Origin of the sequence: Caballeronia sp. AZ7_KS35 (genome assembly GCF_023631045.1) — a bacterium.
Lineage (GTDB): Bacteria > Pseudomonadota > Gammaproteobacteria > Burkholderiales > Burkholderiaceae > Caballeronia > Caballeronia zhejiangensis.
Genome location: NZ_JALQDV010000001.1, coordinates 1,003,145 through 1,029,747, shown reverse-complemented (window position 1 = coordinate 1,029,747; position 26,603 = coordinate 1,003,145). Strand labels below are relative to the sequence as shown.

At 64.4% G+C, this 26,603-nt stretch carries 25 protein-coding genes and 1 tRNA gene; 14 read left to right on the top strand and 12 right to left on the bottom strand.

All coding sequences use genetic code 11. The annotated features are described in order from the left end of the window. Window positions 1-346 precede the first annotated feature (346 nt). Genes NCT05_RS04915 through NCT05_RS04905 form a run of 3 tightly spaced genes read left to right on the top strand, consistent with a single transcriptional unit; the run spans window position 347 to window position 3,610 of the window. On the top strand, window positions 347-1,942 hold the full coding sequence (locus NCT05_RS04915) for a UbiD family decarboxylase (RefSeq protein WP_250501828.1): 1,596 nt from the start codon (window positions 347-349) through the stop codon (window positions 1,940-1,942). Then, window positions 1,939-2,937, top strand: coding sequence for an asparaginase (locus NCT05_RS04910; RefSeq protein ID WP_250501827.1), 999 nt, complete (start codon window positions 1,939-1,941; stop codon window positions 2,935-2,937). The genes NCT05_RS04915 and NCT05_RS04910 overlap by 4 nt, the downstream gene beginning before the upstream one ends. 4 nt (window positions 2,938-2,941) lie before the next feature. Next, window positions 2,942-3,610, top strand: coding sequence for a LysE family translocator (locus NCT05_RS04905; protein WP_008350875.1), 669 nt, complete (start codon window positions 2,942-2,944; stop codon window positions 3,608-3,610). A 10-nt stretch (window positions 3,611-3,620) separates the two neighbouring features. Here NCT05_RS04905 and NCT05_RS04900 read toward each other — a convergent pair whose 3' ends face one another. Beyond that, a complete protein-coding gene (locus NCT05_RS04900) occupies window positions 3,621-4,586 on the bottom strand; it encodes a threo-3-hydroxy-L-aspartate ammonia-lyase (RefSeq protein ID WP_250501826.1) in 966 nt (321 codons plus the stop codon). A 129-nt stretch (window positions 4,587-4,715) separates the two neighbouring features. Continuing rightward, window positions 4,716-5,018: a hypothetical protein gene (locus NCT05_RS04895; protein ID WP_034471336.1), complete on the bottom strand. Its 303-nt coding sequence runs from the start codon at window positions 5,016-5,018 to the stop codon at window positions 4,716-4,718. Window positions 5,019-6,349: 1,331 nt separating this feature from the next. Between NCT05_RS04895 and NCT05_RS04890 the strand changes: the two genes are divergently transcribed. From NCT05_RS04890 to trmB, 3 genes are all read left to right on the top strand, one after another. Further along, complete coding sequence (locus NCT05_RS04890; protein WP_008350879.1) at window positions 6,350-6,910, top strand: YggT family protein; 561 nt, start codon at window positions 6,350-6,352, stop codon at window positions 6,908-6,910. Window positions 6,911-6,964: 54 nt separating this feature from the next. Further along, window positions 6,965-7,039 (top strand) — tRNA-Gly (locus tag NCT05_RS04885). Window positions 7,040-7,114: 75 nt separating this feature from the next. After that, window positions 7,115-7,855: a tRNA (guanosine(46)-N7)-methyltransferase TrmB gene (gene trmB, locus NCT05_RS04880; RefSeq protein ID WP_008350880.1), complete on the top strand. Its 741-nt coding sequence runs from the start codon at window positions 7,115-7,117 to the stop codon at window positions 7,853-7,855. A 69-nt stretch (window positions 7,856-7,924) separates the two neighbouring features. Here the strand turns inward: trmB and NCT05_RS04875 are convergent, their stop codons facing one another. The 3 genes from NCT05_RS04875 to NCT05_RS04865 form a co-directional block, all read right to left on the bottom strand. Beyond that, entirely contained in the window at window positions 7,925-8,758 is an 834-nt protein-coding gene (locus NCT05_RS04875) for an undecaprenyl-diphosphate phosphatase (protein WP_250501825.1), read from the bottom strand. Window positions 8,759-8,820: 62 nt separating this feature from the next. Beyond that, complete coding sequence (locus NCT05_RS04870) at window positions 8,821-9,414, bottom strand: DUF1439 domain-containing protein (protein ID WP_244807807.1); 594 nt, start codon at window positions 9,412-9,414, stop codon at window positions 8,821-8,823. Between the two features lie 72 nt (window positions 9,415-9,486). Beyond that, complete coding sequence (locus NCT05_RS04865) at window positions 9,487-9,774, bottom strand: YkgJ family cysteine cluster protein (protein ID WP_033536695.1); 288 nt, start codon at window positions 9,772-9,774, stop codon at window positions 9,487-9,489. Between the two features lie 148 nt (window positions 9,775-9,922). Between NCT05_RS04865 and hemN the strand changes: the two genes are divergently transcribed. From hemN to NCT05_RS04825, 8 genes are all read left to right on the top strand, one after another. Then, the gene (hemN, locus tag NCT05_RS04860) at window positions 9,923-11,305 is read left to right on the top strand and encodes an oxygen-independent coproporphyrinogen III oxidase (RefSeq protein WP_250501824.1); all 1,383 of its coding nucleotides are present in this window, start codon (window positions 9,923-9,925) and stop codon (window positions 11,303-11,305) included. 146 nt (window positions 11,306-11,451) lie between these two features. Further along, window positions 11,452-12,831: an amidase gene (locus NCT05_RS04855; protein WP_250501823.1), complete on the top strand. Its 1,380-nt coding sequence runs from the start codon at window positions 11,452-11,454 to the stop codon at window positions 12,829-12,831. Between the two features lie 145 nt (window positions 12,832-12,976). After that, complete coding sequence (locus tag NCT05_RS04850) at window positions 12,977-13,495, top strand: disulfide bond formation protein B (RefSeq protein ID WP_033536679.1); 519 nt, start codon at window positions 12,977-12,979, stop codon at window positions 13,493-13,495. A 465-nt stretch (window positions 13,496-13,960) separates the two neighbouring features. Continuing rightward, complete coding sequence (xdhC, locus tag NCT05_RS04845; protein ID WP_008350887.1) at window positions 13,961-14,986, top strand: xanthine dehydrogenase accessory protein XdhC; 1,026 nt, start codon at window positions 13,961-13,963, stop codon at window positions 14,984-14,986. 40 nt (window positions 14,987-15,026) lie between these two features. Continuing rightward, a complete protein-coding gene (locus NCT05_RS04840) occupies window positions 15,027-16,049 on the top strand; it encodes an adenosine deaminase (protein WP_008350888.1) in 1,023 nt (340 codons plus the stop codon). 9 nt (window positions 16,050-16,058) lie between these two features. Beyond that, the gene (locus NCT05_RS04835; RefSeq protein ID WP_250501822.1) at window positions 16,059-17,429 is read left to right on the top strand and encodes an NCS2 family permease; all 1,371 of its coding nucleotides are present in this window, start codon (window positions 16,059-16,061) and stop codon (window positions 17,427-17,429) included. A 25-nt stretch (window positions 17,430-17,454) separates the two neighbouring features. Further along, complete coding sequence (gene guaD, locus NCT05_RS04830) at window positions 17,455-18,783, top strand: guanine deaminase (RefSeq protein WP_034471346.1); 1,329 nt, start codon at window positions 17,455-17,457, stop codon at window positions 18,781-18,783. Between the two features lie 149 nt (window positions 18,784-18,932). Further along, window positions 18,933-19,367: a hypothetical protein gene (locus NCT05_RS04825; RefSeq protein ID WP_008350894.1), complete on the top strand. Its 435-nt coding sequence runs from the start codon at window positions 18,933-18,935 to the stop codon at window positions 19,365-19,367. On the opposite strand, the gene NCT05_RS04820 is transcribed toward NCT05_RS04825, so the two are convergent. Genes NCT05_RS04820 through NCT05_RS04790 form a run of 7 tightly spaced genes read right to left on the bottom strand, consistent with a single transcriptional unit; the run spans window position 19,368 to window position 26,597 of the window. Then, entirely contained in the window at window positions 19,368-20,432 is a 1,065-nt protein-coding gene (locus NCT05_RS04820) for a 2-aminoethylphosphonate aminotransferase (protein WP_250501821.1), read from the bottom strand. Continuing rightward, window positions 20,432-21,589 (bottom strand): phosphonopyruvate decarboxylase, encoded by a 1,158-nt coding sequence (gene aepY, locus NCT05_RS04815; protein ID WP_008350898.1) that lies wholly within the window; start codon window positions 21,587-21,589, stop codon window positions 20,432-20,434. Before aepY ends, NCT05_RS04820 begins: the two co-directional genes overlap by 1 nt. Then, window positions 21,582-23,279, bottom strand: a complete 1,698-nt coding sequence (aepX, locus tag NCT05_RS04810) for a phosphoenolpyruvate mutase (protein ID WP_008350901.1) — start codon at window positions 23,277-23,279, stop codon at window positions 21,582-21,584. Before aepX ends, aepY begins: the two co-directional genes overlap by 8 nt. Beyond that, complete coding sequence (locus tag NCT05_RS04805; protein WP_008350902.1) at window positions 23,276-24,052, bottom strand: phosphocholine cytidylyltransferase family protein; 777 nt, start codon at window positions 24,050-24,052, stop codon at window positions 23,276-23,278. The genes aepX and NCT05_RS04805 overlap by 4 nt, the downstream gene beginning before the upstream one ends. A gap of 24 nt (window positions 24,053-24,076) precedes the next feature. After that, window positions 24,077-25,093 carry a flippase-like domain-containing protein gene (locus NCT05_RS04800; RefSeq protein ID WP_175981772.1) on the bottom strand — a complete coding sequence of 339 codons (1,017 nt, stop codon included), beginning with the start codon at window positions 25,091-25,093 and terminating at the stop codon, window positions 24,077-24,079. Next, a complete protein-coding gene (locus tag NCT05_RS04795) occupies window positions 25,090-25,902 on the bottom strand; it encodes a HalD/BesD family halogenase (RefSeq protein ID WP_008350907.1) in 813 nt (270 codons plus the stop codon). Before NCT05_RS04795 ends, NCT05_RS04800 begins: the two co-directional genes overlap by 4 nt. Further along, the gene (locus NCT05_RS04790; protein ID WP_250501820.1) at window positions 25,899-26,597 is read right to left on the bottom strand and encodes a CDP-alcohol phosphatidyltransferase family protein; all 699 of its coding nucleotides are present in this window, start codon (window positions 26,595-26,597) and stop codon (window positions 25,899-25,901) included. The genes NCT05_RS04795 and NCT05_RS04790 overlap by 4 nt, the downstream gene beginning before the upstream one ends. Window positions 26,598-26,603: the final 6 nt, after the last annotated feature.

Sequence of the window (26,603 nt, the reverse complement as noted above, 5' to 3'; positions counted from 1 at the left end):
AACAGCCATGAATCGCCGGGCAGGAGCGGCGCAGGCGACGCATTGGCGTCTGACAGACCTGAGGCTAAGGTAAAAAGTTTCAAAACCTGCAATGGATGCCAAGCGATTCTAACAGGGTTTAATGATCCGTCAATGCTATAGACTTTGGTTTCAATTACTTACAGTTATATTGAACAGTGTTCAGCAGCCGAAAACCACGTCTCCCGGGCGATTCCAAGCGGTTTTCGCTGAATGTCGCCCAACGCACGGACGCCGACGCAGGTAAAATCGACAATCGCTTAGCGCGCAGCCGTCCCGCCCGGCGAGTTCTGCCTCCGGGCGCCTTCGAGTCCACTTCCGACCATCGATGAAATACAAAGATCTGCGCGACTTCACCGCCCGCCTTGAAGCGCTCGGTGAACTCCGCCGCATTCGGCAGCCCGTCTCTCCCGTTCTCGAAATCACCGAAGTCTCCGATCGCGTGTTGCGCGCGGGCGGACCGGCGCTGCTGTTCGAAGCGCCCACCCGTCACACGATGCCCGTGCTCGCGAACCTGTTCGGCACGACGCGGCGCGTCGCGCTCGGCATGGGCATCGAGACGGACGCGCAAAGCGGTTCCGATGTGAGTCTCGGCAGCGACGTCGCCGCGCTGAGTTCGTTGCGCGATGTCGGCAGGCTGCTTTCCGCGCTCAAGGAGCCCGAGCCGCCGAAGGGCCTGAAGGATGCCGGCAAGCTGCTCTCGCTCGCGAAGGCCGTGTGGGACATGGCGCCGAAGTCGGTCAGCGCGCCGCCCTGCCAGGAAATCGTGTGGGAAGGCAACGACGTCGATCTCAATCGGCTGCCGATCCAGACATGCTGGCCCGGCGACGCCGGTCCGCTGCTCACCTGGGGCCTCACCGTCACGCGCGGGCCGAACAAGCCGCGTCAGAATCTCGGCATCTATCGGCAACAGCTGATCGGGGGCAACAAGCTCATCATGCGCTGGCTCGCGCATCGCGGCGGCGCGCTCGATTTCCGTGAGTTTGCGCTCGCGAATCCCGGCAAGCCGTATCCCGTGGCGGTCGTGCTCGGCGCCGATCCGGCGACGATTCTCGGCGCAGTGACGCCCGTGCCCGATTCGTTGTCCGAATATCAGTTCGCTGGTCTCCTGCGCGGATCGCGCACCGAACTCGCCAAATGCCTGACGCCGGGCGTCGATACATTGCAGGTGCCGGCACGCGCGGAAATCGTGCTCGAAGGTTTCATCTATCCGCAAGACGGCGCGCCGCCGCCTGCGCCCGCAGGCGCGCCGCCGCGTCCGTCGGCGGGGGCGTCGGCGAAATACGAGCACGCGCTCGAAGGCCCGTACGGCGATCACACCGGCTATTACAACGAGCAGGAATGGTTTCCGGTCTTCACCGTCGAGAAGATCACGATGCGCCGCGACGCGCTGTTCCATTCCACCTACACAGGCAAACCGCCGGACGAGCCTGCCGTGCTCGGCGTCGCGCTGAACGAAGTCTTCGTGCCGCTGTTGCAGAAGCAGTTCACCGAGATCACCGATTTCTATCTGCCGCCGGAGGGCTGCAGCTATCGCATGGCGATCGTGCAGATGAAGAAGAGCTATCCCGGCCACGCGAAGCGCGTGATGTTCGGCGTCTGGAGCTTCCTGCGGCAATTCATGTATACGAAGTTCATCGTCGTCGTGGATGAAGACGTGAACGTGCGCGACTGGAAGGAAGTGATCTGGGCGATCACGACGCGGGTCGATCCGACGCGCGACACCGTGATGGTCGACAGCACGCCGATCGATTATCTCGATTTCGCGTCGCCGGTTGCGGGTCTCGGCTCGAAGATGGGACTCGACGCGACCAACAAGTGGCCCGGCGAAACGAATCGCGAATGGGGCCGCCCGATCGTCATGGACGAAGCCGTGAAGCGCCGCGTCGATACGCTCTGGACCGAACTCGGACTCGACAAATGACGATCGCGGCCACGCTCTATCGAGGCGATGTCATCGAGAACACGCACGCGGCGCATGTCGCGGTCGTCGATGCCGATGGCCGCCTCATCCATTCTTTCGGCGATCCGCGCCGCGTGACGCTGCCGCGCTCGGCCGCGAAGCCCGCGCAGGCGCTCGCCGTCATCGAAACGGGCGCGCTCGAACGCTTCGGCTTCACCGACGAGGACCTCGCGCTGATGTGCGGATCGCACAGCAGCGAGCCGCGTCATATCGAGCGCGCGCTCGCGATGCTCGCGAAGTCGAACGCGAGCGAAAGCGATCTGCGCTGCGGCGGCCATCCGCCGATTTCAGACGCCGTGTACAAGGACTGGATCCGGCGCGATTTCACGCCGACCGCCGTCTGCAGCAATTGCTCCGGCAAGCACGCCGGCATGCTCGCGGGCGCGCGCGCGATGAACGCGCCACTCGCCGATTACCACTTGCCCGGTCATCCGCTGCAGGCGCATGTGAAGCGGACGGTGGCGCGCGCCGTCGATCTCGCCGATGACGAAGTGCAATGGGCCATCGACGGCTGCAATCTGCCGACGCCCGCCTTCCCGCTCGAACGTCTCGCGCGGCTCTATATGAACATCGCCGCCGCGTCGGACGGCTCGCCGCTCGCACGCGTCCATCGCGCGATGACGTCGCATCCGGAACTCGTCGCGGGCGAAGGCCGCTTCTGCACGCTGGTGATGCAGGCGTTCGGCGGCGCGCTCGTCGCCAAGACCGGCGCGGACGCGAGTTACGCGATCGGCGTGCGCCGCGAGACAGGTCCGATCGGCATCGCGGTGAAAGTCGAGGACGGCAATACGGCCGTGGTGAACGCGGTCGTCGTCCATCTGCTCGATGCGCTCGGCATCGGCACGCAAACACAGCGCGATGCGCTCGCCGCCTTCCGTAATCCGCCCACACGCAACACGATGAACGTGCCGACCGGCCGTCTCGATGTCAGCTTCACGCTTCACAACCATCAATAACAACATGCATTCGTGGTCGTTGCTGTCGGACGGGTTCTTTCTGTCGCTGTCGTTGTGTCTGGATATCGGGATCGCCAACGTCGCGATCATTTCGCTCGCGCTGTCGCACGGATTCAAGCCGGGGATGGTGCTCGGCCTCGGCACGTGCTTCGGCGATCTGTTCTACGCGGCGCTCGCGCTCGCGGGCATGTCCGCGCTCTTGCAGTTCTCCGCCGTGCGCTGGGTCGTGTGGATCGGCGGCGCCGTCGTGCTGCTCTTTCTCACCTGGAAGATGGCGCGTGAAGCGCTCAATCCGGCGTCGGCGCCGCCCGTCGAAGGCGAAGCGGATCTCACCGTGCCGCGCCCGAAGCATTGGCAAAGCTTCGTGCGCGGATGCCTGCTTGCGGTGTCGTCGCCGAGCGCGATATTGTGGTTTGCGGCGGTCGGCGGCGCGCTCATCGCCAAGGCCGGCGCGACGAGTCCCGTCAGCGCGTCGGTGTTTCTGATCGGCTTCTTCTGCGGCGGGCTCGGCTGGACGATCTTCATCTGCACGCTCGCGAGCCACGGCCGAAAGCGCGCCGGCACGCAGCTCCTGCGCGCGTGCCACGTGATGTCCGCCGTGCTGTTCGCGTACTTCGCGTACAGCGTGATCGTGAACGGCTACCGCGATCTGATCGTCAACGCAGCGTCGTGACGATCCGCCATCACGCGAGATACTGCGACAGCTTCGGCAAATCGACGTTGCCGCCCGACACGATCACGCCGACGCGCTTGCCTTCGACCGGCACGACCTTCTGCAGCACGGCGGCCGCCGCGAGGCAGCCGGTCGGCTCGACGACCATCTTCATGCGCTGCGCGAAGAAGCGCAGCGTGTCGATCAATTGCGCATCGCTCACGGTGACGATCCGGTCCACGTGACGCTGGATGATCGGAAAGTTGTATTCGCCGACGTGCGTCGAAGCGGCGCCATCGGCGATCGTGCGCGGCACGTCGATATGCACGATTTCGCCGCGAGCGAGCGATTGCTGCGCGTCGTTGCCCGCCTCCGGCTCGACGCCGATCACCTTGCAGTCCGGCGACAACGCCGCCGCCGCGAGCGCGCATCCGCCGATGAGCCCGCCGCCGCCCAGACACACGAACAGATAATCGAGCGAACCGGTTTCCTCGATCAGTTCCTTCGCCGCCGTGCCCTGCCCCGCGATCACATGCGGATGGTCGTAGGGCGGAATCAGCGTCATGCCGCGTTCCTCGGCGAGCTTGCGGCCGATTTCCTCGCGATTTTGCGTGTAGCGGTCGTAGGTGATCACTTCGCCGCCGTAGCCGCGCGTCGCCTCCATCTTCGCGGCGGGCGCGTCTTCCGGCATGACGATCGTCGCGCGGATGCCGGCGAGCTTCGCGGACAGCGCGATCGCCTGCGCATGATTCCCCGACGAGTACGTGATGACGCCCGCTGCGCGCTGGCGGTCGTCGAAATGAGAGAGCGCGTTGTAGGCGCCGCGGAACTTGAACGCGCCCATGCGCTGGAAGTTCTCGCACTTGAAGAAGAGCGACGCGCCCGCGATGGCGTCGGCGGTGCGGGAAGTCAGGACGGGCGTGCGATGGGCGAATCCTTCGATGCGCCGGGCGGCGTCGGCGACGTCATCGAAAGTCGGGGCGGGAAGAGTGGACATCGGCGTGAGAGCGTGAGGTGAGGAGGATCATCATTGTCCCAGTTCCGTCGCAAAAATCCAGAAATCGGCCCGTAAACGCAGAAGGCGATGCATGCATGCATCGCCTTCGGAATAAGCCGTTCGGGCCGATCAGCGGCGCCAGTAGCCCGGTCCGTGACGGTAGTAACCGTGATGCCGGTAATACGGACGGCCGTAGTAGCCATAGCCGCCGTAGCCGCCATAAACCACCGCGGGCGGCGGCGCATACATGACAGGCGGCGGCGCCACATAAACGGGCTGCGGCGGCGCGACATAGACAGGAGCCGGCGGCGCGGCGTACACCGGGTAAGCCGGCACCCCGATACCCACGCCCACCGACACATGCGCCTGCGCTGCACCGACGAATCCCACGCCGAGCGCACCAGCGACCAACAAACCACCGAGCTTTTTCACTTTGGTTCTCCTCGCCGCTACGCATGATGGCCGGTCCAGGCGGCTCACGAGCGACGGTATGAGTCGAATTTATCGAAAAAGCAGATCGGTCGGCGGAGTCATTTGTTGCAAATTGCAAGATGCTTAACGCTGCCAGGAGACCGAAAGCCGGGCGATGGCCGCAAACAGGCTCCGATCGACCGTTCGGCGGACCTGCGCGCGGTGGCTCGACTCGATATACGCCATAAGTTAAAAAACGGCGTAACGTCTATTTACAAAAGAACGGAAAAGCCCCGACGGACAATGCGTCCGCCGGGGCTTCTCATGTAATGCGCGAGATTCTTAAAAGCTCGAAGCGTCGTTCAACCCACTTTGACGTAAGCGAATTCACGCGTGACGTTCGGCGGCACATAAGCCGCGCCGATAACGACGCGAGGCGTCAGTCGCTTTTTCTGATCCCACCAGCGGCGCCGTTGGGCTTGGCTCAAAAATCGCAGATGCTTTCTATAAGAGAAAATGCTCACGGCAACCTCCGAACGTAGCGAATGAAACCTTGATGGGAGAGTGGGCCGCATCCCGCCGCGCCTGCGCTCCCGCTGAAATCGTCTTCTCTTTAGTATCGAGCGCCCTGTTCGTTCCTCAATGTACGCAAAGAAACCAAGCCTTCACGTCGATATGCGATTGATGTGTGTTAAACCACATTCAGCGAAAAGCATGCTTTTTGGCCGGAAAATTCGTCCTGTCCGATTTCTCGCCCACTCATTCGAAGGGAAACAATCCCGCCCAATGAAGCGCTCGGCCCTTTCGCTTTCCGTCTTTATATCCTGCCAGTTTTGCGTGAAATACGCTTTTCGCGATCGTCTCAAAATGGCAACACTAGGGTTTTCCGACACTGGCGTTTCATGCGGATGAGTCTCCTGCGATTAACTTTCGCGTACCTTTCACGCAATCGCCCGACCAATCGCGCGCGGCGCGTGCGACAACGTCCCCAAGCGGCTGCAAAGCCATGTTAAGGTGACGTCCGGCGCCCCATCAGGCAAGCCTGTTGGGCGGGGAGTTCGAATCGCCGAGAACAGAAAAACGCGAAGCTTCGTCTAACGGCGTGCGGGCGACGGGCGCGCAAACGCGCATGATGCGCCGCGCGCCGCGATGACTTCGACGAGATACTCAGTCCAGAGAACGAACAATGATCAAGGTCAGCATTCAAGATTCGCGCCGCGCGGACGGCCGCCATCCAGACATCACTCGCGGGCGGCTCTGCGCCCGCTAGCGCCTTTCGTCTCCCTTCACCTTTCGCTTAACCCGACCCGGCGCACGTCGCAACACTGCGCACGCATCCTAGAGGACCCGAGATGTTCGGCGATATCGCCCGTTTTCTGCTCAACACCCTTTTCACCCTGTTCGGCGCGGCGCTCCTGCTGCGCGCATGGATCCAGGTCGTGCGGATGCCGCCCTACAACCCCGTGTCGAACGCCGTGATGCAGGCGACCAACTGGCTCGTGCTGCCGCTGCGCAAGATTCTTCCCGGCGGGAAGATCGACTGGGCGAGCATCGTCGCGGCGTTCATCGCCTCGGCTGTCTACGTGACGCTGATGGTCGTGCTCGCGGGCGTCGATCCGACGCTCATGGCGCCGACCCTTCTGCTCGTCGCGTTGCTGACCGTCGTCAAATGGGCGCTGAACCTGATTATCTGGGTGACGATCCTGATGGCGCTCCTGTCGTGGCTCAATCCGCAGTCGCCGGCGATGCCGCTGCTGTATCAGATCACCGCGCCGTTTCTCGATCCGCTGCGGCGCATCCTGCCGCGACTCGGTGGCATCGATCTTTCGCCGATTCTGCTCTTCGTGATCGTGCAGGTGCTGCTGATGGTCGTGACGCGCGTCGCCGTCTCGATGACGCTCTTCGGCATCTGAAACCCGCGCGCAATTGCGCCTCGGGACGCGTTGCGCTTACAATAGCCGGCTCATGCGGGCGTCGTATAATGGCTATTACCGTAGCTTCCCAAGCTACAGACGTGGGTTCGATTCCCATCGCCCGCTCCAGAATCCCAGCGAAAGCCGCCCCAAGTCACGTTTGGGCGGCTTTTTAGTTTCGCGCATCCGTTCCAGCATCGCCTCATGAGCCACGATCCCCAAGACGAAGCCGACGACAACGGCACGCACCCGTCCGACGTCAACGAAAACGCCACGCTGCGGCATCGGCGCATCCGCAGCTTCGTCACGCGCGCGGGGCGCGTATCGCCGGGGCAGCAGCGCGCGATCGACGATCTCGGCCCGCGCTACGTCGTGCCCTACACGCCGCAGCTCGCCGACTGGGACGCGCACTTCGGCCGCCACGCGCCGCGCGTGCTCGAGATCGGTTTCGGCATGGGCGCGACGACGGCGGAAATCGCGGCCGCGCGTCCGGGCGATGACTTCATCGGCGTCGAAGTGCACGAGCCGGGCGTCGGCGCGCTGCTGAAGCTGATCGGCGAGCAAGGGCTCGGCAATATCCGCATCCTTCAGCACGACGCCGTGGAAGTGCTCGAACACATGATCGCGCCCGACAGTCTCGACGGCGTGCACATCTACTTTCCGGATCCGTGGCACAAGGCGCGCCATCACAAGCGCCGCCTGATTCAGCCGAAGTTCGTCGCGCTGCTCGTGTCGCGCATGAAGCCGGGCGGCTATATCCATCTGGCGACCGACTGGCAGAACTATGCCGAGCAGATGCTCGAAGTGCTGTCGGCGGAACCGGCGCTCGAAAACACCGCCGACGGCTACGCGCCGCGCCCCGATTTCCGCCCGGTCACGAAGTTCGAGCGGCGCGGCCTGCGGCTCGGCCACGGCGTCTGGGATCTGATGTTCCGCCGCCGCTGAACGGCATCGCGCAGAAAGGAAAACGCCATGGCAAGCCGTGGCGTTTTGCTTTGCGTGGCGAGAGCGGGATCAGTCGGCCCAGCTCAATCCGCCGCTGTATCCGACGATCAGGATCAGCAAGCCGAAGCCGATGCGATACCACGCGAACGCCGTGAAATCGTGCGACGCGACGTAGCGCAGCAGCCAGCGCACGCAGACGAACGCGCTGACGAAAGCCGCGACGAGCCCGATGACGAACAGCCCGATATCGTTCACGGTCAGCGTGCGCCAGTACTTGGCCATTTCGTAGAGCGTCGCGCCGAAGATGATCGGAATGGCGAGGAAGAACGAGAACTCCGTCGCCACGCGCCGTTCGAGCCCGAACAACATGCCGCCGATGATCGTCGCACCCGAACGCGAGGTGCCCGGAATCAGCGCGAAACATTGCGCGAGGCCGACCTTGAAGGCATCCCCATAGGAAAGATCGTCGACGGAATGCACGCGCGTGATGACGCCCCGCTCGCGCTGGCGCGACTCCGCCCAGAGAATGACGATGCCGCCGACGATCAGCGCGACCGACACCGGCACCGGCGAGAACAGCACCGCCTTGATGTGCTTTTCGAGCAGGAGACCGAGCACGATGGCCGGAATCGTCGCGATGATGAGGTTGAGCGTGAAGCGCCGCGCGTCGGAGCGTGCGGGCAGGCCGGCGACGACGGAGCCGATCTTCGCGCGGTATTCCCAGCAAATCGCGAGAATCGCGCCGAACTGGATGACGACGTCGAAGGTTTTCGATTGCGCGTCGGTGAAATTCAGCAAGCTGCCCGCCACGATCAGATGCCCCGTGCTCGAGACCGGCAGAAATTCGGTCAAGCCCTCCACGACGCCCAGGATGAGCGCCTTCACCATCAATATCCAGTCCATCCGTCAGCCCTTGTTCGCGGTGTAGCCGTAGGTTTTGATGCACATTGCGCAGCGATTTCGATTCACTTCTCGACAATCTGCACACGTATGCCGTTTGTAAGGACTGTGATTGTACCGGGTTCGTAAGACACCCCGGCGAACTGGAGCTCCTCGGGCTTGAAGGTGTGGATCGGATAGCGGTCGAGCAATTGCGCCGCGAGTTGCGCGCCGACCGACGCGATCTGCTGGTTATATTGCGCGGCATCGCCCGTGAACTGCGCATCGTCGACGGACGGCGACACGAGAATGACCGAACGGCTCGGCGCATCGTAGCCGAGCTGCGTCGAGAGCGTGAACGCGCCGATCACGGGATTCGGCATGAACGGCGTCGAAAGTCGCGCATCGACGCGCACGGTCACGCGATTGCGATCCGGCGCCATCCCGACGACGGGATTGCTCAGGACGACGTCGAATATCTGCGAAGCCGTGCGTTGCAGCGGGAACTTGCGCGCGACGGCGGCTTGCACCTGCTGCGTCGAGAATGTGTAGTGATCCGGAATGAAGGGGAATACCGAGTTCGAGGCCGCGTGGGCCTTCGATGCGAGTGCGAGCGCGGGCAGCGCCATCAGCCCTGCCCGCACGAACCGGCGCCGCAGCGGCGCGACGGGTTCCGTCATGCTTGATCCTCCAGTGTTCTTCTTCGAATCTGCGCCGTCTTCGGCGCGGTCCGCGAATTGGACTGTCGATCGTCACGACAGTTGCGTCGGCTGCGTCGCTGTTTCGAGCCGCTCGATCCACGTCAGCGCATATTCGCGCGTCTCGCCGCACATCTCGTGCGAAGGCTGCAATCCGCCGCAGCACGCCGGCCTGCGCGGATCGCCGAAAATCCTGCAGCGCAGATCGTCGCCCAATTGAACGCAGCGTTCGCCCGCGCGCTTGCCATCCGGCATCCCCGGAATCGGACTCGAGATGGACGGCGCGATGCAACAGGCGCCGCAGCCCTCGCGGCAGGCATGGGGCGAAGAATCGATCGACATGGCGTGACTGAACAGCGCAAAGAGAACCGGCATTTTCTCATGCCTCTTCTTTGCGGTTCGTCAAATGCTGCCATTGGGCTGCGACCTTATCACGCAATGTTCGCGCGCATCGTCCGACTACACTCGGACGTTCCCCCCGAGGTCCGCCATGACTCCCGCCGCCCCGCTCTTTCGCCCCGACCTGCTCGCGCGCTACGACGCGCACGGTCCGCGCTACACGTCCTATCCGACCGCCGTCCAGTTCACCGATTCCTTCGACGCCGCGCACTATCGCGAAGCCGCGAGCCAGTCCAACGCGAACGCCGATCTCTCGCTCTACTTCCACATTCCGTTCTGCGACACCGTCTGCTTCTACTGCGGCTGCAACAAGGTCGCGACGAAGAATCGCGCGCACGCTCGCCCGTACCTCGATCGCATGAAGCGCGAGCTGGCGCTGCAAGCAGCGCTTTTCGATACGTCGCGCGCGGTGACGCAGCTTCACTGGGGCGGCGGCACGCCGACTTTCCTCTCGCACGACGAGATGGCCGAGCTGATGTCCGCGACGCGCGAGCACTTCAATCTCGTTTCCGACGAGCGCGCGGAATATTCGATCGAAGTCGATCCGCGCGAGGCGTCGGCGCAAACCGTCGCGTTGCTGCGCGAACTCGGCTTCAACCGCCTGAGCCTCGGCGTGCAGGACTTCGACGAACGCGTGCAGCGCGCCGTCAATCGCATTCAGCCGCGCGAAATGACCGAAACCGTGCTCGACGCCGCGCGCGCGAACGGTTTCAAGTCGGTGAGCGTCGATCTGATCTACGGCCTGCCGCATCAGAGCGTCGAAAGCTTTTCGCGCACGCTCGACGCGATCGTCGATCTGAAACCGGATCGCGTCTCCGTGTTCGGCTACGCGCACATGCCGGCACTCTTCAAGATGCAGCGGCAGATCGACGAAAGCGCGCTGCCTTCACCGGCCGTGCGTCTCGCGATTCTCGAGCGCGTGATCGGGCGCATGAGCGACGCGGGCTACGTGTACATCGGCATGGATCATTTCGCACTGCCCGGCGACGAGCTCGCGCGCGCCTTCGAAGCCGGCACGCTCCAGCGCAACTTCCAGGGCTACAGCACGCATGCGGATTGCGATCTGATCGGCATCGGCGCGTCGTCGATCGGCAAGATCGGCGATGTCTATGCGCAGAACGCCCGCGAACTCGCCGACTATGCCGCGGCAATCGACGCGGGGCGGCTCGCCATCGCGCGCGGCGTGCGCCTGTCCGCCGACGATGCACTGCGCCGCGACGTCATCATGCGTCTCATGTGCGGCGGCGAGCTGCGCTTCGACGATGTCGCGAGCCCGCACGGCATCGAATTCCCCGCCGTTTTCGCCGACGAACTCGCGCGCCTCGCGCCGATGGCCGGCGATGGCCTCATCGATCTCTCGCGCGACGCGATCCGCGTGCTGCCCGCTGGCCGCATGCTGGTGCGCAACGTCGCATCGGTATTCGACCGCTATCTGGGTCAATCGAGTCTGCGGCGCTTCTCGCGCACGATCTGAGCGGTGTTCGATCGGCGTCGGTGGCTTAGAATGACAGCCACCTTGGACGCCCCGGCTTTCGGCTGCGGCGTCCATCCACTCACTGCCGATGCGAAGCGCCGGGCATTGCCGGCTTCTCGCAGACGGCGACGCCACTGCCCGACGCCATGCCGACCACTTCGCCGCAGTTCGCCCCTCTCGCCCAACTCGCCGCCGATCTGAAAAGCGGCCGCACGACGAGCCGCGCGCTCGTCGAGACGGCGCTCGAACGGATCGCCGACCCGGCGGGCCAGGGCTCGACCGTTTTCCTGCATGTCGATGCCGATCACGCACGCGCCGCCGCCGATGCGCACGACGCGCTGCGCCGCGCCGGGACCGTGCTCTCGCCGCTCGCGGGCATTCCTGTGTCGATCAAAGATCTCTTCGATGTCGAAGGCCAGGTGACGCGCGCCGGCTCGAAAGCGCTCGCCGACAACGCGCCCGCCAGCGCCGACGCCGTGACCGTCGCGCGCCTGCGCCGTGCGGGCGCGGTGATCGTCGGGCGCACCAACATGAGCGAGTTCGCGTTCTCGGGCCTCGGGCTCAATCCGCATTACGGCACGCCGCGCTCGCCGTGGCGCGCGAACGTGCCGGGCGACGCGCGCATCGCGGGCGGCTCGTCGTCGGGCGCGGCGGCATCGGTCGCCGATGGCATGGCAGCCGTCGCGCTCGGCACCGACACCGGCGGCTCGATCCGCATTCCGGCCGCGCTGTGCGGCCTCACCGGCCTCAAGCCGACCGCGAGCCGCATCCCGAAGCAAGGCGGCGTGCCGCTGTCGAAAACGCTCGATTCGTTCGGTCCGATCGGCGTGTCGGTCGCATGCTGCGCGCTCGTCGACCGGATTCTCGCGGGGCGCGATCCCGGCGTGCCCGCGACGCGCCCGCTCGAAGGCGTGCGCCTCGGCGTGCTGACGAACTACGTCACCGATGGCGTCGAGGCGAGCGTCGCCAGCGCCGTCGCCGCGGCCGTCAATCATCTCGCGGCGGCCGGCGCGCTCGTGGAAGACGTGCGCTTTGCGCCGCTCGATCGTCTGCCGGAGATCAATCGCTATCCGCTCGTCGCGATCGAAGCGTATGCATGGCATCGCAAGCTGATGGCCGAGCGCGGCGCCGATTACGATCCGCGCGTGCTGGCGCGCCTGCAACGCGCCGAAGCGGCGAGCGCGGCGGATTACATCGACTTGTGCGAGGCGCGCGCCGCGATGATCGAAGCCGCGCGCACGACGCTCTGGCAACGTTTCGACGCGATTCTCTGCCCGACGGTGCCGGTGCTGCCGCCGCGCATCGCCGATCTCGAATCGGATGACGACGCCTTCACGCGCACCAACGCGCTGATCCTGCGCAATCCGACCGCGTTCAATTTTCTCGATGCCTGCGCGCTCTCGCTCCCCTGCCATCCGCGCGGCGAGGCGCCCGTCGGCCTGATGCTCGCGGGCGCGCCGAACTCCGACGACACGTTGCTGTCGATCGGACGGGCGGTCGAAGCGGTGCTGGAAACGACGCGCTGAACGGGCCGGGAAACTCGGCCAATCGTCGCGGCTGATTTTGCGCACCGGGCGTTCGCGCTAGAATTCCCCGCGATCCCCGCGCAACTCAGGTGCTTCCTTCTCGAATCGTTGCGAAATAATGAACAACTCTTTACATCACTTCACGATGCATCAGGACGACCGGGTGATGCGCCGCGAGCGCCGCCTGCTCGTGCTGCTCGGTTTGGTCAGTCTCGGTCTCGTCGGCGGTGCGCTGTATCTGCAGTTCTTCCATAACGAAGATCCCTGCCCGCTTTGCATCATCCAGCGCTATTTCTTCGTGCTGATCGCGATCTTCGCGTTTCTCGGCGCGGCATTCCGCAACTGGCGCGGCATTGCGCTTTTAGAGACGCTGGTCGCGATTTCGGCGCTCGGCGGTCTCATCACCGCGATTCGCCACGTCTATGTGCAGTCGCATCCCGGCTTCAGTTGCGGCTTCGACGCGCTGCAACCGATCGTCGACGGCCTGCCGCCCGCAAGCTGGCTGCCGCAAGTGTTCAAGGTCGCCGGTCTGTGCGAAACGCCGTATCCGCCGATCCTCGGACTCTCGCTGCCGCAGTGGTCGCTGATCGCGTTCGCGCTGATCTTCGTGCTCGTCGCGGCCAGCCTGCGATTCAAGCGCAAACTGCGCTCGACCGTCCGGTAATGTGTTCCGGGCGGCCGTCCGCGCCGCCCGTCCTTCCCCGCTTCATCGCGCTTTGCGCGCTTTCTCTTTCCCGCATCAGCGCATCCGCATAATCTTGATACGTCTGCCGCAATGTTTTTGGGATATTGCGGTGTTAAGGTCGTGTCTGGATGGCGATCTACGTGCGCGCAGTCCGCTTCGCTCAAAGGCAACCGGTTTTTTTCACGGTAACGCATGAAACGAACGGAAACCGCGTAACGCGCGCCCGGTCCGCAATGTCTTCATGAATCATGACAACGCAAACCATCCGCTTCCCTTCGGCTCTGCGCCCTATTCCTATGCGCTCGCACGCGTTTGCGTGTGCGCGCTTTTCCCGCTTTTCTCTCGCTGGCCGATGGGATGTCCATCGCCCGGTAAACTAGCGTCTGCGACGACGCAAATCCGCGCAAACCCCGCACAAACCCGATCACTTCCGGAGCTCACTCGATGCAAGTTTGGCTGAACGACCTGCAACACCTGCTCGCGCACGGCGACGCCGTCGTGCTCGTGACGGTCGCGCGTGTCGAAGGCTCCGCGCCGCGCGAGCCGGGCACGAAGATGATCGTCACCCGCGAGGACGCGCGCTACACGATCGGCGGCGGCCATCTGGAATGGAAGGCCATCGAAACCGCACGGCAAGTGCTGAAGGACGGCATGCGCAGCCCGCGCATGCGCAGACTCGAGCGTTTCGCGCTCGGCCCGAGCCTCGGCCAGTGCTGCGGCGGCGCCGTCGTGCTCGCATTCGAGCGGCTCGACGTCGCGGATCTGAACTGGGTGACGACGCTCGGCAAGCGCACCGCGCAAGGTTTATCGACCGTGCGCAGCGTTTCCTTCGCGCCGGATCCCGAGCTTCGCGATGCGGTGATGCTCTCCGATCCCGAACCGGGCGCGACCGACGCCGACTGCCTGCTGTGGGACGGCGCCGGTTTCGACGAGCGCGGCGCGCTTTTGACCGAGACCATCGCGCCGAACGACTTTCAGGTCGTGCTGTTCGGCGCGGGCCATGTCGGGGCGGCGCTCGTGCGCGTGCTCGCGACGCTGCCGTGTCACGTGACCTGGGTGGACGAGCGCGATGCGGCATTTCCCGCACCGCAGTTCGTGCCCGATAACGTGACGATCGAGCCGACCGACGCGCCCGACGAAGCTGTCGATAATGCGCCGCCCAACGCGTACTTCATCGTGATGACGCACAACCACACGGTGGATCTCGCGCTGGCCGAATGCATCCTGCGGCGCGGCGACTTTGCGTTCTTCGGCATGATCGGCTCGTTCACGAAGAAGAAGCAGTTCGAGCATCGGCTCGCGGCGCGCGGCATCGACCCGGCGCGCATCGCGCGGATGGTGTGTCCGATCGGCATCGACGGCATCGTCGACAAAGCGCCCGAAGTGATCGCCGTTGCAGCGGCAGCCCAACTGCTGCAGGCGGTCGAAGCCAACGCTTCGAGCCATGCGTCGTCGCAACAGACCGCCTGACCCACAGGCGAACTTGTAGCCCCAAAACTCAAAAGCCCAAATGAATCCCACACTCGCCGACAAGATTGCGCACGCGCCGAAAGCCGAGTTGCATATCCATATCGAAGGGTCGCTAGAGCCGGAACTGATCTTCGCGCTCGCGAAGCGCAATAACGTGAAGCTCGCGTACGACTCGATCGATGCGCTTCGCGCGGCTTACGCGTTCACCGACTTGCAGTCGTTTCTCGACATCTACTATGCGGGCGCGAGCGTGCTGCTCACGGAGCAGGATTTCTACGACATGACGATGGCCTACGTCGAACGCGCACTCGCGGATCACGTCGTGCATGCGGAAATCTTCTTCGATCCGCAAACGCACACGGAACGCGGCGTGCCGATCGAAACGGTCGTCGCGGGCATCGACGCCGCGCTCGCGGAAGGCGAAAAGCGCGGCTTGTCGAGCAAGCTGATTCTCTGCTTCCTGCGCCATCTGTCCGAAGACGACGCGCTCGCCACCTTCGACAGCGCGTTGCCGCTGTTCGACAAGTACGCACATCGGCTGATCGGCGTCGGGCTGGATTCGTCGGAACGCGGCCATCCGCCGTCGAAATTCGAGCGCGTGTTCGCGAAAGCGCGCGAACGCGGTCTGAAGCTCGTCGCGCATGCGGGCGAAGAAGGACCGCCGTCGTATGTCTACGAAGCGCTCGATCTGCTGAAAGTGGATCGCGTCGATCACGGCGTGCGCAGCATCGAGGACGCGGCGCTCGTCGCGCGTCTCGCCGATGCGCGCATCGCATTGACGGTGTGCCCGCTCTCGAACATCAAGCTCTGCGTGTTCGACGACATGACGAAGCACACGCTGAAGGATCTGCTCGATCAGGGCGTCGCGGTGATGATCAATTCCGACGATCCGGCGTACTTCGGCGGCTACGTCAACGCGAATTACTTCGCGATCGTCGATGCGTTGAAGCTCACCGATCACGAGGTCTACACGCTGCTGAAAAACAGCCTCGAAGCCTCGTTCGTCACCGAAGAAGAACGCGACGCGATGGTCGCGCGCCTGGATCAGCACTGGAAGCAGTAAGCAAGCACGATGGAAACAACCGCAACAACACAACAAGACAGCACCGCGCTCGAACGATTCTTCGGCATTCGCGCGGCCGGCTCGCGCACGAAGACGGAAATCGTCGCGGGCATCACGACGTTCCTCACGGCGATGTACATCATCGTCGTCAATCCGGGCATTTTGTCGGCGGCGGGCGTGCCGTTTCCGGCGGCGCTCACCGCCACGGTCATCGTCAGCTTTCTCGGCAGCTGCGCGATGGGCCTGTATGCGCGCAATCCGGTGCTCGTCGCGCCCGGCATGGGCATGAACGCGCTTTTTGCGTTCGTCATGGTTCACGGCGGCAGGATGCCGTGGCAGACCGCGCTCGGCTGCGTGTTCTGGTCCGGCGTGATCTTCGCGATTCTCGCGGCGTTCAACGCGCGCAAGCTCGTCGTCGATGCGATTCCCGCGAATCTGCGGCACGCGGTCTCGTGCGGCATCGGACTCTTCATCAGCCTGATCGGGCTCGTGAACGCGAAGTTCGTCGTCGGCGATCCGGTGACGATCGTGCATTCGGCGTCGCTCAATCCGGTGGTCGTCACGTTTCTGATCGGCCTCGCCGTCACGACGATTCTCGTCGCGCGCAAGGTCACGGGCGCGCTGATGCTCGGCATCGTGTTCACGACGATCATCGCGATTCCGATCGGCCGCTTCTACGGCGACGGCACCGCGTACTGGCCCGCCGCCATCGCCACGAAAACGCTCGTCAACTGGAACGGCCTCTTCGCCGCGCCGGACTTTTCGGCGGTCGGGCAGCTCGATCTGATGGGCTCGCTGAAGGTCATCTACTGGCCGTTCATCTTCGTGATGCTGTTCACGTCGTTCTTCGACGCGCTGTCCACGTTCATGGCGATTTCGGAAGCCGGCAAGCTCTACGACAAGGACGGCAATCCGCGCAACATCCGCCAGTCGATGATGGTCGACTCCTTCTCCGCGCTCATTTCCGCGCCGCTCGGCACGAGCCCGGCGAACGCGTACATCGAATCGGCGGCGGGCATTTCGGCGGGCGGACGCACGGGTCTCGTCGCGGTCGTCGCCGGATTGTGCTTCCTGCCGTTCCTGTTCCTTTCGCCGCTCCTGTCGCTCGTGCCGGCGATCGCGACCGCGCCCGCGCTCGTGCTCGTCGGCGTGTTCATGATGGAAGCGATCACGAAGATCGAATGGCATCGCTTCGACGAAGCCATTCCCGCGTTCCTCGCGATGATCCTGATCCCGCTGACGTACTCGATCACCGATGGCGTCGCGTACGGCTTTCTCGCGTTCGTCGTGCTGAAGTCGGCGACCGGGCGCGCGCGTGAGATCAAGCCGGCGATGTGGATCATCGCGGCTTTCTCGTTAGTCCTGCTTTCGCAGCTTTGAAAATCAGTTACGGAGACGTTGCACCATGACTCAGACCGCCTACCGCGCCCAATTGCTGACCTTTCGCGAGGACCCCGCGCATGCCGCCGACGGCGCGGTGTACGAGGCCGATGGCCTCCTCGTCGTCGATGACGGCAAAGTGGTCGCGGCAGGCGCGTATGCGTCGCTGCGCGACACGCTCGCCGCCGACGCGACCGTCCACACGATGCGCGACAAGCTGATCGTGCCGGGTTTCATCGACTCGCACATCCACTATCCGCAGACGGACATGATCGCGTCGCCCGCGCCGGGCCTTTTGCCGTGGCTCAACACGTACACGTTTCCGACCGAGCGCGGCTTTGAGAATCCCGCCGTGGCGCGCGAGACGGCGAGCTTTTTCATCGACGAGCTGCTCGCGTGCGGCACGACGACCGCGCTCGTCTACTGCACGGTTCACAAGCAATCCGCCGATGCGTTCTTCACTGAAAGCGAAGCGCGCGGCACGCGCATGATCGCGGGCAAGGTGCTGATGGACCGCAACTGCCCCGAGTTTCTGCGCGACACGGCGCAATCCGGCTACGACGACAGCGCCGAACTCATCGCGCGCTGGCACGGGCGCGGCCGTCAGCAGTACGCGCTGACGCCGCGTTTCGCGCCGACATCGACGGAAGCCCAACTCGAAGCATGCGGCGTGCTCGCGCAAAAGCACAACGACGTGTTCATCCAGACGCACGTCGCGGAAAACACCGACGAGATCAAATGGGTCGAGAGCCTGTTTCCGGGACATCGCAGCTATCTCGACATTTACGATCACTACGGCTTGCTGCGTCGCCGCGCGGTGTACGGCCACTGCATCCATCTCGACGACAAGGACCGCGCGCGCATGGCGGAAACGGGCTCGGTTGCATCGCACTGCCCGACTTCGAACCTCTTCCTCGGCAGCGGCTTGTTCGATTTCGAGAAAGCTGGCGAGTCAAACATGCCGGTCGCGCTCGCGACGGACGTCGGCGGCGGCACGTCCTTCTCCATGCTTCAGACGATGGGCGCCGCGCACAAGATCGCGCGTCTCACCGGCCATCATCTGACCGCGACGCGCATGTTCTGGCTCGCGACGACAGGCGCCGCGCAAGTGCTCGAACTCGACGACAGGATCGGCACGCTCGCGCCCGGCAGCGAGGCGGATTTCGTCGTGCTCGATCCGAACTCGACGCCGCTGCTCGCGCGCCGGACGTCGCGCACCGAATCACTGGAAGAACTGCTGTTCGCGTTCGCGCTGCTCGGCGACGATCGCGCGGTCTTCGAGACCTACGCGGCCGGCAAGCGCGTGCACGCGCGCGACACGCGCAACACGGCGAAGCTGGAACTGGCGGCCTGACGCGTTCAGGAATCCGCGCAACCGACGCCCTTCCTTCGAAGGGCGTTTTTGTATGTAGCGTCACGCAAACCGCGACGATCCACTCGACGGAATGAGCACTTTTGTTGCAATCTCGTTAAAGTGCTGGCTGTTACGTTCGCTGCTTCGCCATGATCGCTGCCCGACTCGTTCGCTTTGTTCTGCCGATGACGCTCGCGTCGCTGGCCGCGCTCGCCCACGCGGAAGCGCTCGATGCGCAACTCGATTGCAAGTCGACGCCGCACGCTTTCATCGCGCCGCTGCAAGAAAACAATCTGCTGGAAAAGAAGCCGATGCGCGTCGAGCCGAACTCGATCAACGCGTTCCGCGCGGCGAAAGGCGCGACGCTGACGGCATATGGATTCAAGGTCTACGCGCTGGTGGCGTATCAGAAGGACGATCCGCTCTTCAGGCAGGGCAAGGGCGAGCCGATCGGGGATGCGGCATACGGCGCGGTCGTCTGGGGCGGCGACGCCGAAGTCGAGCAGAAAGTGCGCGCGGCGGGCAGCGACGCGGTCGTGCGCCACGTCGCGCCCTTCATCACGGCGATTTTCTGCAAGCTGTAATCAGCGCAGCAGCGTCACGAACGACGAAATCAGGCGATCCATGTCGTTCGCGTCGAGCGCGCCCATCGTCGAGATGCGGAACAGTTCCTTCGACAGGCCGCCCTGCCCCGCATAAATCACGAAGCCCTTCGCCTTGAGCGCGTCGTGCAGCGTTTCATACGTGACGCCCCTCGGCAGCCGATACGCACGCAACACCACCGACGACTCTTCCGGCGGCAACGCGCTCTCGATGCCGAGCGCAGCCAGCCCCGCGCGCACCTGTTCGGCGAGCTTCGCGTAACGCTGATGCCGCGCGCGCCAGCCGCCTTCTTCCTCGAACTCGCGCAGCGCCTCGACGAGCGCGTAATACGCATGCACCGACGGCGTGAACGGCGTGTTGCGCTCGTCCTGCAGCTTCGCGAGGCGCGCGATGCCGAGGTAATAGTTGCGGCTCGCGGCCTGCGCCAGCGCATCGCGACGCGCGATGACGAACGCCGCGCCCGGCACGCCGTGCAGGCACTTGTTCGCGGTCGCGGCAATCGCGGCGATGCCGCCGCCCGCGAAATCGATCGCTTCGGCGCCGAAGCTGCTCACCGCGTCGAGCAACAGACCGACGCCGCGTTCCTTGCACGCGCGCGAAAGCTGATCGATCGCGTTCAGGCGGCCGGTCGTCGTTTCGTGATGAATGATCGCGACATTGCTGAACTTCTTCGTGTCGAGCAGGCCGATGATCGCGTCGATGTCCGGCGCCTGCATCCACTCGTATTTGACGACCTCGTGATCGATCCCGTACTGCTTCGCGATCTGCGCGATGCGATCGCCATACACGCCGTTTTCCACGACGAGCAGCCGCCCGCCTTCCGGCACGAGCCCGGCGATCATGCTTTCGACCGCTGCCGTGCCCGAACCGGTCATCAGCACGGCGCTCCACACGGCCGGATCGAGCGCGTAAGCGGCGACGAGACGCTCGCGCGCTTCGTCCTGCAGATCGAAGAACTCCGGCTCGCGATGGCACAAGTCGGTTTGCAGCAGGCTCTTGCGCACGCGTTCGCTCAGCGTGACAGGGCCCGGATTGAGCAGCAGCATCAACGGCCTCCTATGTGTTGTTGCAGACGCGCGCGCACGTCCTCGGGCGTGATTTTCGGACGAGGCAAGTCGGCGGGCGTGCCGGTTCTGATCGACAGCCGCGCGAAACGCACGCCGCCGACATCCTTCGCTTCGAAGAGACGATCGATCACGCCGATGTCGTCGCCGTCGAGCGCGAGCGCATAGCCGCACGCCGATGCGATCGACGCGAAATCGACTTCGCGCGACACCGTCGCCTGGCCGCCGGTCGATTCGTGCGCGCCGTTGTCGAGCAGCAGGTGAACGAGATTCGACGGGCCGTATGCGCCGAGCGTCGCGAACGCGCCCATCCGCATGAGCGCGGCGCCGTCGCCATCGAGGGCGACGACGGTCAGATCCGGACGCGAGAGCGCGAGGCCGAGCGCCATCGGCGTGACACAGCCCATCGAGCCGACGAGATAGAGCTGATTCTCGCGGTCGTCGATCGCGTACAGCTCACGTCCGCAAAAACCGGTCGATGCGAGCACGACCGTCGCATCCTTCGGCGTCTTCGCGATGACCTTTTGCAGCGCGTCGTGGCGCGTCACGCGCTCGCCTTCGAAGCGCTGCACGCTCGCCGGATTCGCATTGACGCGCACGCCGGACAAGCCGGTTTTCTTCAGCTCGTAAGGCGCGACGCTGCCCTTTTGCATCACGAGCGCGTACGGCCGGCCCGTGCGGTCCATGTAGTCGGTCGCGCGATCGAGCGCCGGGCCGATCTCGCCGGCTTCCGTGGGGAACAGCTCCCACGGGATTTCCATCGTCTCGAGCATCTGCGGCGTGATGGGGCCCATCAGCGCGTGCTGCGGCTCGTCGTGGACGCCCGGCTGGCCGCGCCACGTGACGATCAGCAATTGCGGCAGACGGAAGGTCCACGTGAGCGACGTCAGCGGGCTTACGGCATTGCCGAGACCGGAGTTCTGCATCATCGCGATGCCGCGACGCTTCTTCCCGCCGCCCAACGCGACGCCGGCGATCAGCGCGACCGCGTCGCCTTCGTTCGCCGCCGACACGTAATGCAGCGATTCGTCCTGCAACACGTAGTTGATGAACGGAGTCAGAAACGAGCACGGCACGCCTGCATACCAGTCGAAGCCTCGCTCGCGCGCCGCCTCGACAAACTGGGCGGCCTCAATCACGCGCGTTCTCCGTGCTTTCCGAGCCGATCGGCGTCTGACCGTGCGCGAAATCGCCCGCGCGACGGAAATCGTCGAGATCGTTCACGCCGCGCCAGTGGCCGTGCACGTATTGCACTTCGATTTTCTGGCCATCGGCGATCAGCGCGTTGAGAAGCGCGGCCGTGTCGAGCGTGTCGAAATCGGCGCGTTGCTGCAGCGTGCCGAGCGTTGCGAGCAGGCGTTCGCGCGCAGCGGCGCGCACCTTGACGAGGCCCATCCAGCGGCCTTGCGGCGCGCGTCCATCGGCGATCGTCTGGCCCGCGCCGACCACGCTTTCGAGCCACACTTTCTGGCCGAAGAGCGCGCGGTCGTCAGCGGTCGAGCAGTACGCGAAATCGGTTGCTGCCGCGCCCGCCTGTAGCGTCTGCGACGAATCGACGACCACGCAGAAGTCGCTGTCCGACTCGACCAGATCGCGCAGGATGTAGCTGCGGAACAGCAGGTCGCCGTAGGAAATCACAGTGTCGCCGTTCATGTGCTGGACGGCGCACGCGAGCGACGCAAGTTCGCCCGTGCTTTCGTGCTTCTCGTTGACGACGAGGCGGATGCCGCCCTTCTCGATCGCATCGGCGCGATATCCGCCGACCACGGTGATGTCGTTGATGCTTTCCTTCTTGAACGCCTCGACGAGATGGCGCAGCAGCGGCTTGCCGGCGACCGGCAACATCACCTTCGGACGCGCTTCGGTCAGCGCTTCGAGGCCCGCGCCGCGGCTCGCGGCGAGCACGATCGCGCTGCGCTTCTCGTTGGCCGCGCTCAGGTAGATGTTCTCGGCGGCGGAATATTCGTCCGCGTCCTGCAGACGGAAAATCTCGTTCACCGACGCGATGCGGTCCTCGACGTTGACGAGCGTCTCGCTGTCGTGGATTTCCTTCGCGATCGCCTGCATCGCCGAAACCGCGCCGCGAATCAGATGATTCGCCCAGATCACGCAGCTGATGCCCGCCTGACGGAACGCATCGGTGGGCGTGCTGTAGTACTTCGTCGGCACGATGACGAGCGGACCGCGCCCCGCCCATTCGCGCGCGAACGTGAGGATTTCGTCGGGCTTCGAGAGCTTGCTGTGGATGAGAATCGCATCCGCGCCCGCCTGGCGATACGCTTCGGCGCGCTTCAACGCCTCTTCCATGCCCCAGCCGGCGATCAGCGCTTCCACGCGCGCGACGATCGAAAAATTCGGATCGCTTTGCGAATCCTTGCCCGCCTTGATCTTGCCGCAGAACTCGTCGATATCCGCGAGCGGCTGCGCTTCGCCGTTGATGAAGCTGTTGGTCTTCGGAAACTGCTTGTCCTCGATGCACACGCCCGCGATGCCGCGTTGCTCGAGCTTGCGCACGAGACGCCGCACGTTGTTGAAGTTGCCGTAGCCGGTATCGCCGTCGAGCAGGATCGGCAGATCGCTTGCGTCGGCCATGAATTCGAGGTTGTCGACGACCTGCGTCCAGCTCGCTTCGTTGTTGTCGCGCACGCCGAATTGCGCGGAGATCGACAGGCCCGAGCCCCAGATCGCCTTGAAGCCGGCTTCCTTCGCGATGCGCGCCGAAATGCCGTTGTGCGCTTCCATCAGGAATTCGAGGCGGTTGCTTTGCAGCATTTCGCGCAGGCGCAGCGTGCGCGAGTAGCCAACCGGGATTTGCGTGGGTGCGTTCATTGTTGCGAGGCTCCTGCAAACTGACGCAGCGCGTTGAGCGACGGCAACACTTCGTCCGCGGCGCGCTTCACGTCGTTCTGAAAATCGATTTCGATCCACGGCGCGCCGGTCACATCGGCGATATCGAACGCGTGGGACTTTTCCAGCAACAGGTCGCGCACCGCTTCTTCGTGCGGCATCTTCGCGCGGCCCGTCGCGACATAATCGGCGCAGATTTCGGCGAGGCGCGTGGCCGTCGCGTGATCGAAGCGGAAGAAGCCGACAGATTCGCCGATCGTGTCGTACTTCAGCCCCGCCGCGACCTGCTTGCGCAGTTCGACCGGCACGCCGTTCTCGACGCACAGCTTCACCGGCTCGTCGCCGGCTTCGAAATCGCGATCGATCAGCAGACGATTCAACGAGCCGCCCGCGACGAGCGGCTCGAAGATGCGTTCGTCGTAGAGCACGTCGGCGTCCATCAGAAGGACGTCGCCGCCGCGCGTCATCGCGTCGCGCGCGGTGTGCACGGACAGCACGCTGCCGAGCGTGAATTCGTCGTTGACGACGATTTCCGTCTTCGGCTTCCAGTCGATCGCCGCAAGCTCCGCCTCGATCTGCTCGCTCTTGAAGCCGGTCACGAAGACGACTTCATCGACGTTCGCGGCTTTCAGAAAGTGCAGATGACGTTCGAGCAACGATGCATCACCAAAGCGCAGCAGACACTTCGGCTTTTGCTGGCCTTCGGGCTGAACGAGGCGCAAGCCCATCCCGGCCGCAAGAATAATTGCGCGCATGCTTGTGTTCCCTTCGTGGGTGGGTCAGTCGATATCCGGCACGCGCGCGAGACGGCGGCGCTGCCAGCCTTTTTCAACGAAATGCAGATAGACGATGCCCGGCACGCCGAGCAGCAGTTCGCGCGCGCGCTTCGCAAGCGACAGCGCGAGCGCCGCTTCCGGCGGCAAGCCGACCAGACGCGCAAGCAGCAGATAGCCGCCTTCCTGCACGCCGAGCGAGCCGGGAATGGCGAAGGCCGCGCCGCGAATCGCCTGGCCGAGACTTTCGAGCAGCAACGCTTCCGCCCAGCCGACCGGATGGCCGAGCAGATGCAGCGCAAGCCACACTTCGCCCGTGCCGACGATCCAGCCGACGAGACTCAGCCCGAAGCTCGCCGCGACCTTGCCGCGCTCGCGATACATCTCGTGGACGGCGGCGTCGACGGCTTCGGCGCGCGTGACGAGCGACGACCAGTCGCGCTTCGCCGAGAACTTCGCGGCGATGCCGGACGCAAAGCGCATCGCGCGGCCGAAGAGACCGCGCCGCTGCGCGAGATAGAAACCGAAGATCATCAGACCGATCACGCCGATCACCGCGAGCACGGCGATCGTGACCGTCGATGACGAGCCGCCCGCCGCATAGCCTGTCAGCAGCACGACGCCGATCAGCGCGAAGATCAGTTGCGCGACGGTCTGCATCGTCGTGCTGACGGTGATGACGGCGGCCGCGTCGCGCGCGCGCATGCCGCGCTGCGCGAGATAGCGGACCATCAGCATCGGCCCGCCGATCTGGCCCGCGGGCATCAGGCTATTGACCGATTCGCCGGCCCAGCGCGCGAGCAAGGCGTCGCGCAGGGACACGTCGCGTTCCTTGCGGGAGAAGAGCACGCTGATCGCGCCGGCATCGACGACGAGCGGCACGAAGTGAAACGCCGCGACCGCGATCAATCCCCAGCCCGCCGCGGCCAGCGTCGATGCAACCGAACCGAAGCCTTGCCAGCCGAGCAGCGCGATGAACAGCACCACGCCGACCGACAGCAGGAATGTGCCCGCGCGGCTCATGCCTGTCCGTTCTTGCCGCCCTTGCGGCGAAAGACCTGCCTGAATCCGAAATACGCGATCGAGTCTTTCATGTTCGAGATGAAGCGCTGAAACGGACGCATGTTCGGGTTCGTCACGTACTCGAACGTGAGCGACACGCGCATCTCGTTTTCGCCGAGCGGCGTGACGCGATGGCGCAGCTTGTCGCCGTCGAAAAACACGAACGCGCCGGGCGGATATTGCACGGAGCCCGGCTGATCGGGAACCGCCGGATTCTTCGTGTGCAGTTCGTAATCGAGCTTGCAGGACGAATCGTCGATCACGCCGAGCAGGAGCGTGTAGCGGCGGCCATCGTAATACGACGTGTCGTAATGCCAGCCGATGTGGTCGCCGGGCTTCGTGTAAAAGTAAAGCGCGTAGGCGTGAGGATCGTCCTCCGGCGAGAGTTGCAGCTTGTCGCCGGTGATCGATTCCAGCCACTTGATGAGCGCTTCCGATCGATACAGGTCGGCGATGAACGGCGCGAGCTTGTCGAGCGTGTGACGGCTCACGCTGCCGCCCGCCTTGTGCCCCGGCAGATAGTTGCGGTTCACGGACGGCATCACGTCGTGCACGGCGGCGATCAGCCGCTCGGTGTAGTCGCGCGGCAGGAAGTCTTCGATATAGAGAAACGAGCCTTGCTGACCGTACTCGTCGCGCAGCTTCGGCGTCTGCAGCGCGGCGAGGCGCGCGTTCATCGTCGAATCGATATCGCGCTTCGACGGGCGCGCGGTCGTCGCCGTCTGCGCCGGTTGTGTCAGCGTGCTCTCCGGAGTTGCCGTATCGCTCATCTCACCGCCTGGAAATCTTTGTCGTCTTTTGCATGCGTGGCCTGCGCGCGGCGTTTCGTCTGCGCGACGACGCGCTGATAGTCCACCGCCACATAAATGGCGAAGAGCGGCGCGCCGATCGCCGCGGCGATCAGAAACGGCGTCATGCCGTTCAGAATGGTCACGAGCGGAAGCAGATACAGCACGTCTTCCGTTTCGAATCCGGCCAACGACGCCTGTTTCGTGCCCGACTTGCCGATCATCGATTCGATACGCATGCGCAGGAAAAAGATCAGCGCAACCGCCACGCCCGCCATGCCGCCGAGCCATTGCGCGGGCACGATCATCGACGGATGATGCACGGCCACGTAAAACCCGATGCCGAGGAACAGCAGCACGGTCACGAGCGCATCGCACGCGAGATCGTAGAAATGGCCGATCTTGCTCGACTGGCCGCTGATGCGCGCGAGTTCGCCGTCGGTGTGATCGACGAAATTCGACAGCGCGACGAGAAGCGCGCCGAGCGTGCACATCCAGAACTGGCCGAGCGACAGATACCACGCTCCAGCCAAGCCGATGGCGAGGCGCAGCGTGGTCAGATGGTTGGGCGTTACCGGCGTGCCGACGAGCGGCGTGACGAGACGGCGTGCGAGCCGCGCATCCCATGTGGTGGGCTCGGGAACGGCTTCAGGATTGGGCGGACACGATTTTGTCATCCCGGG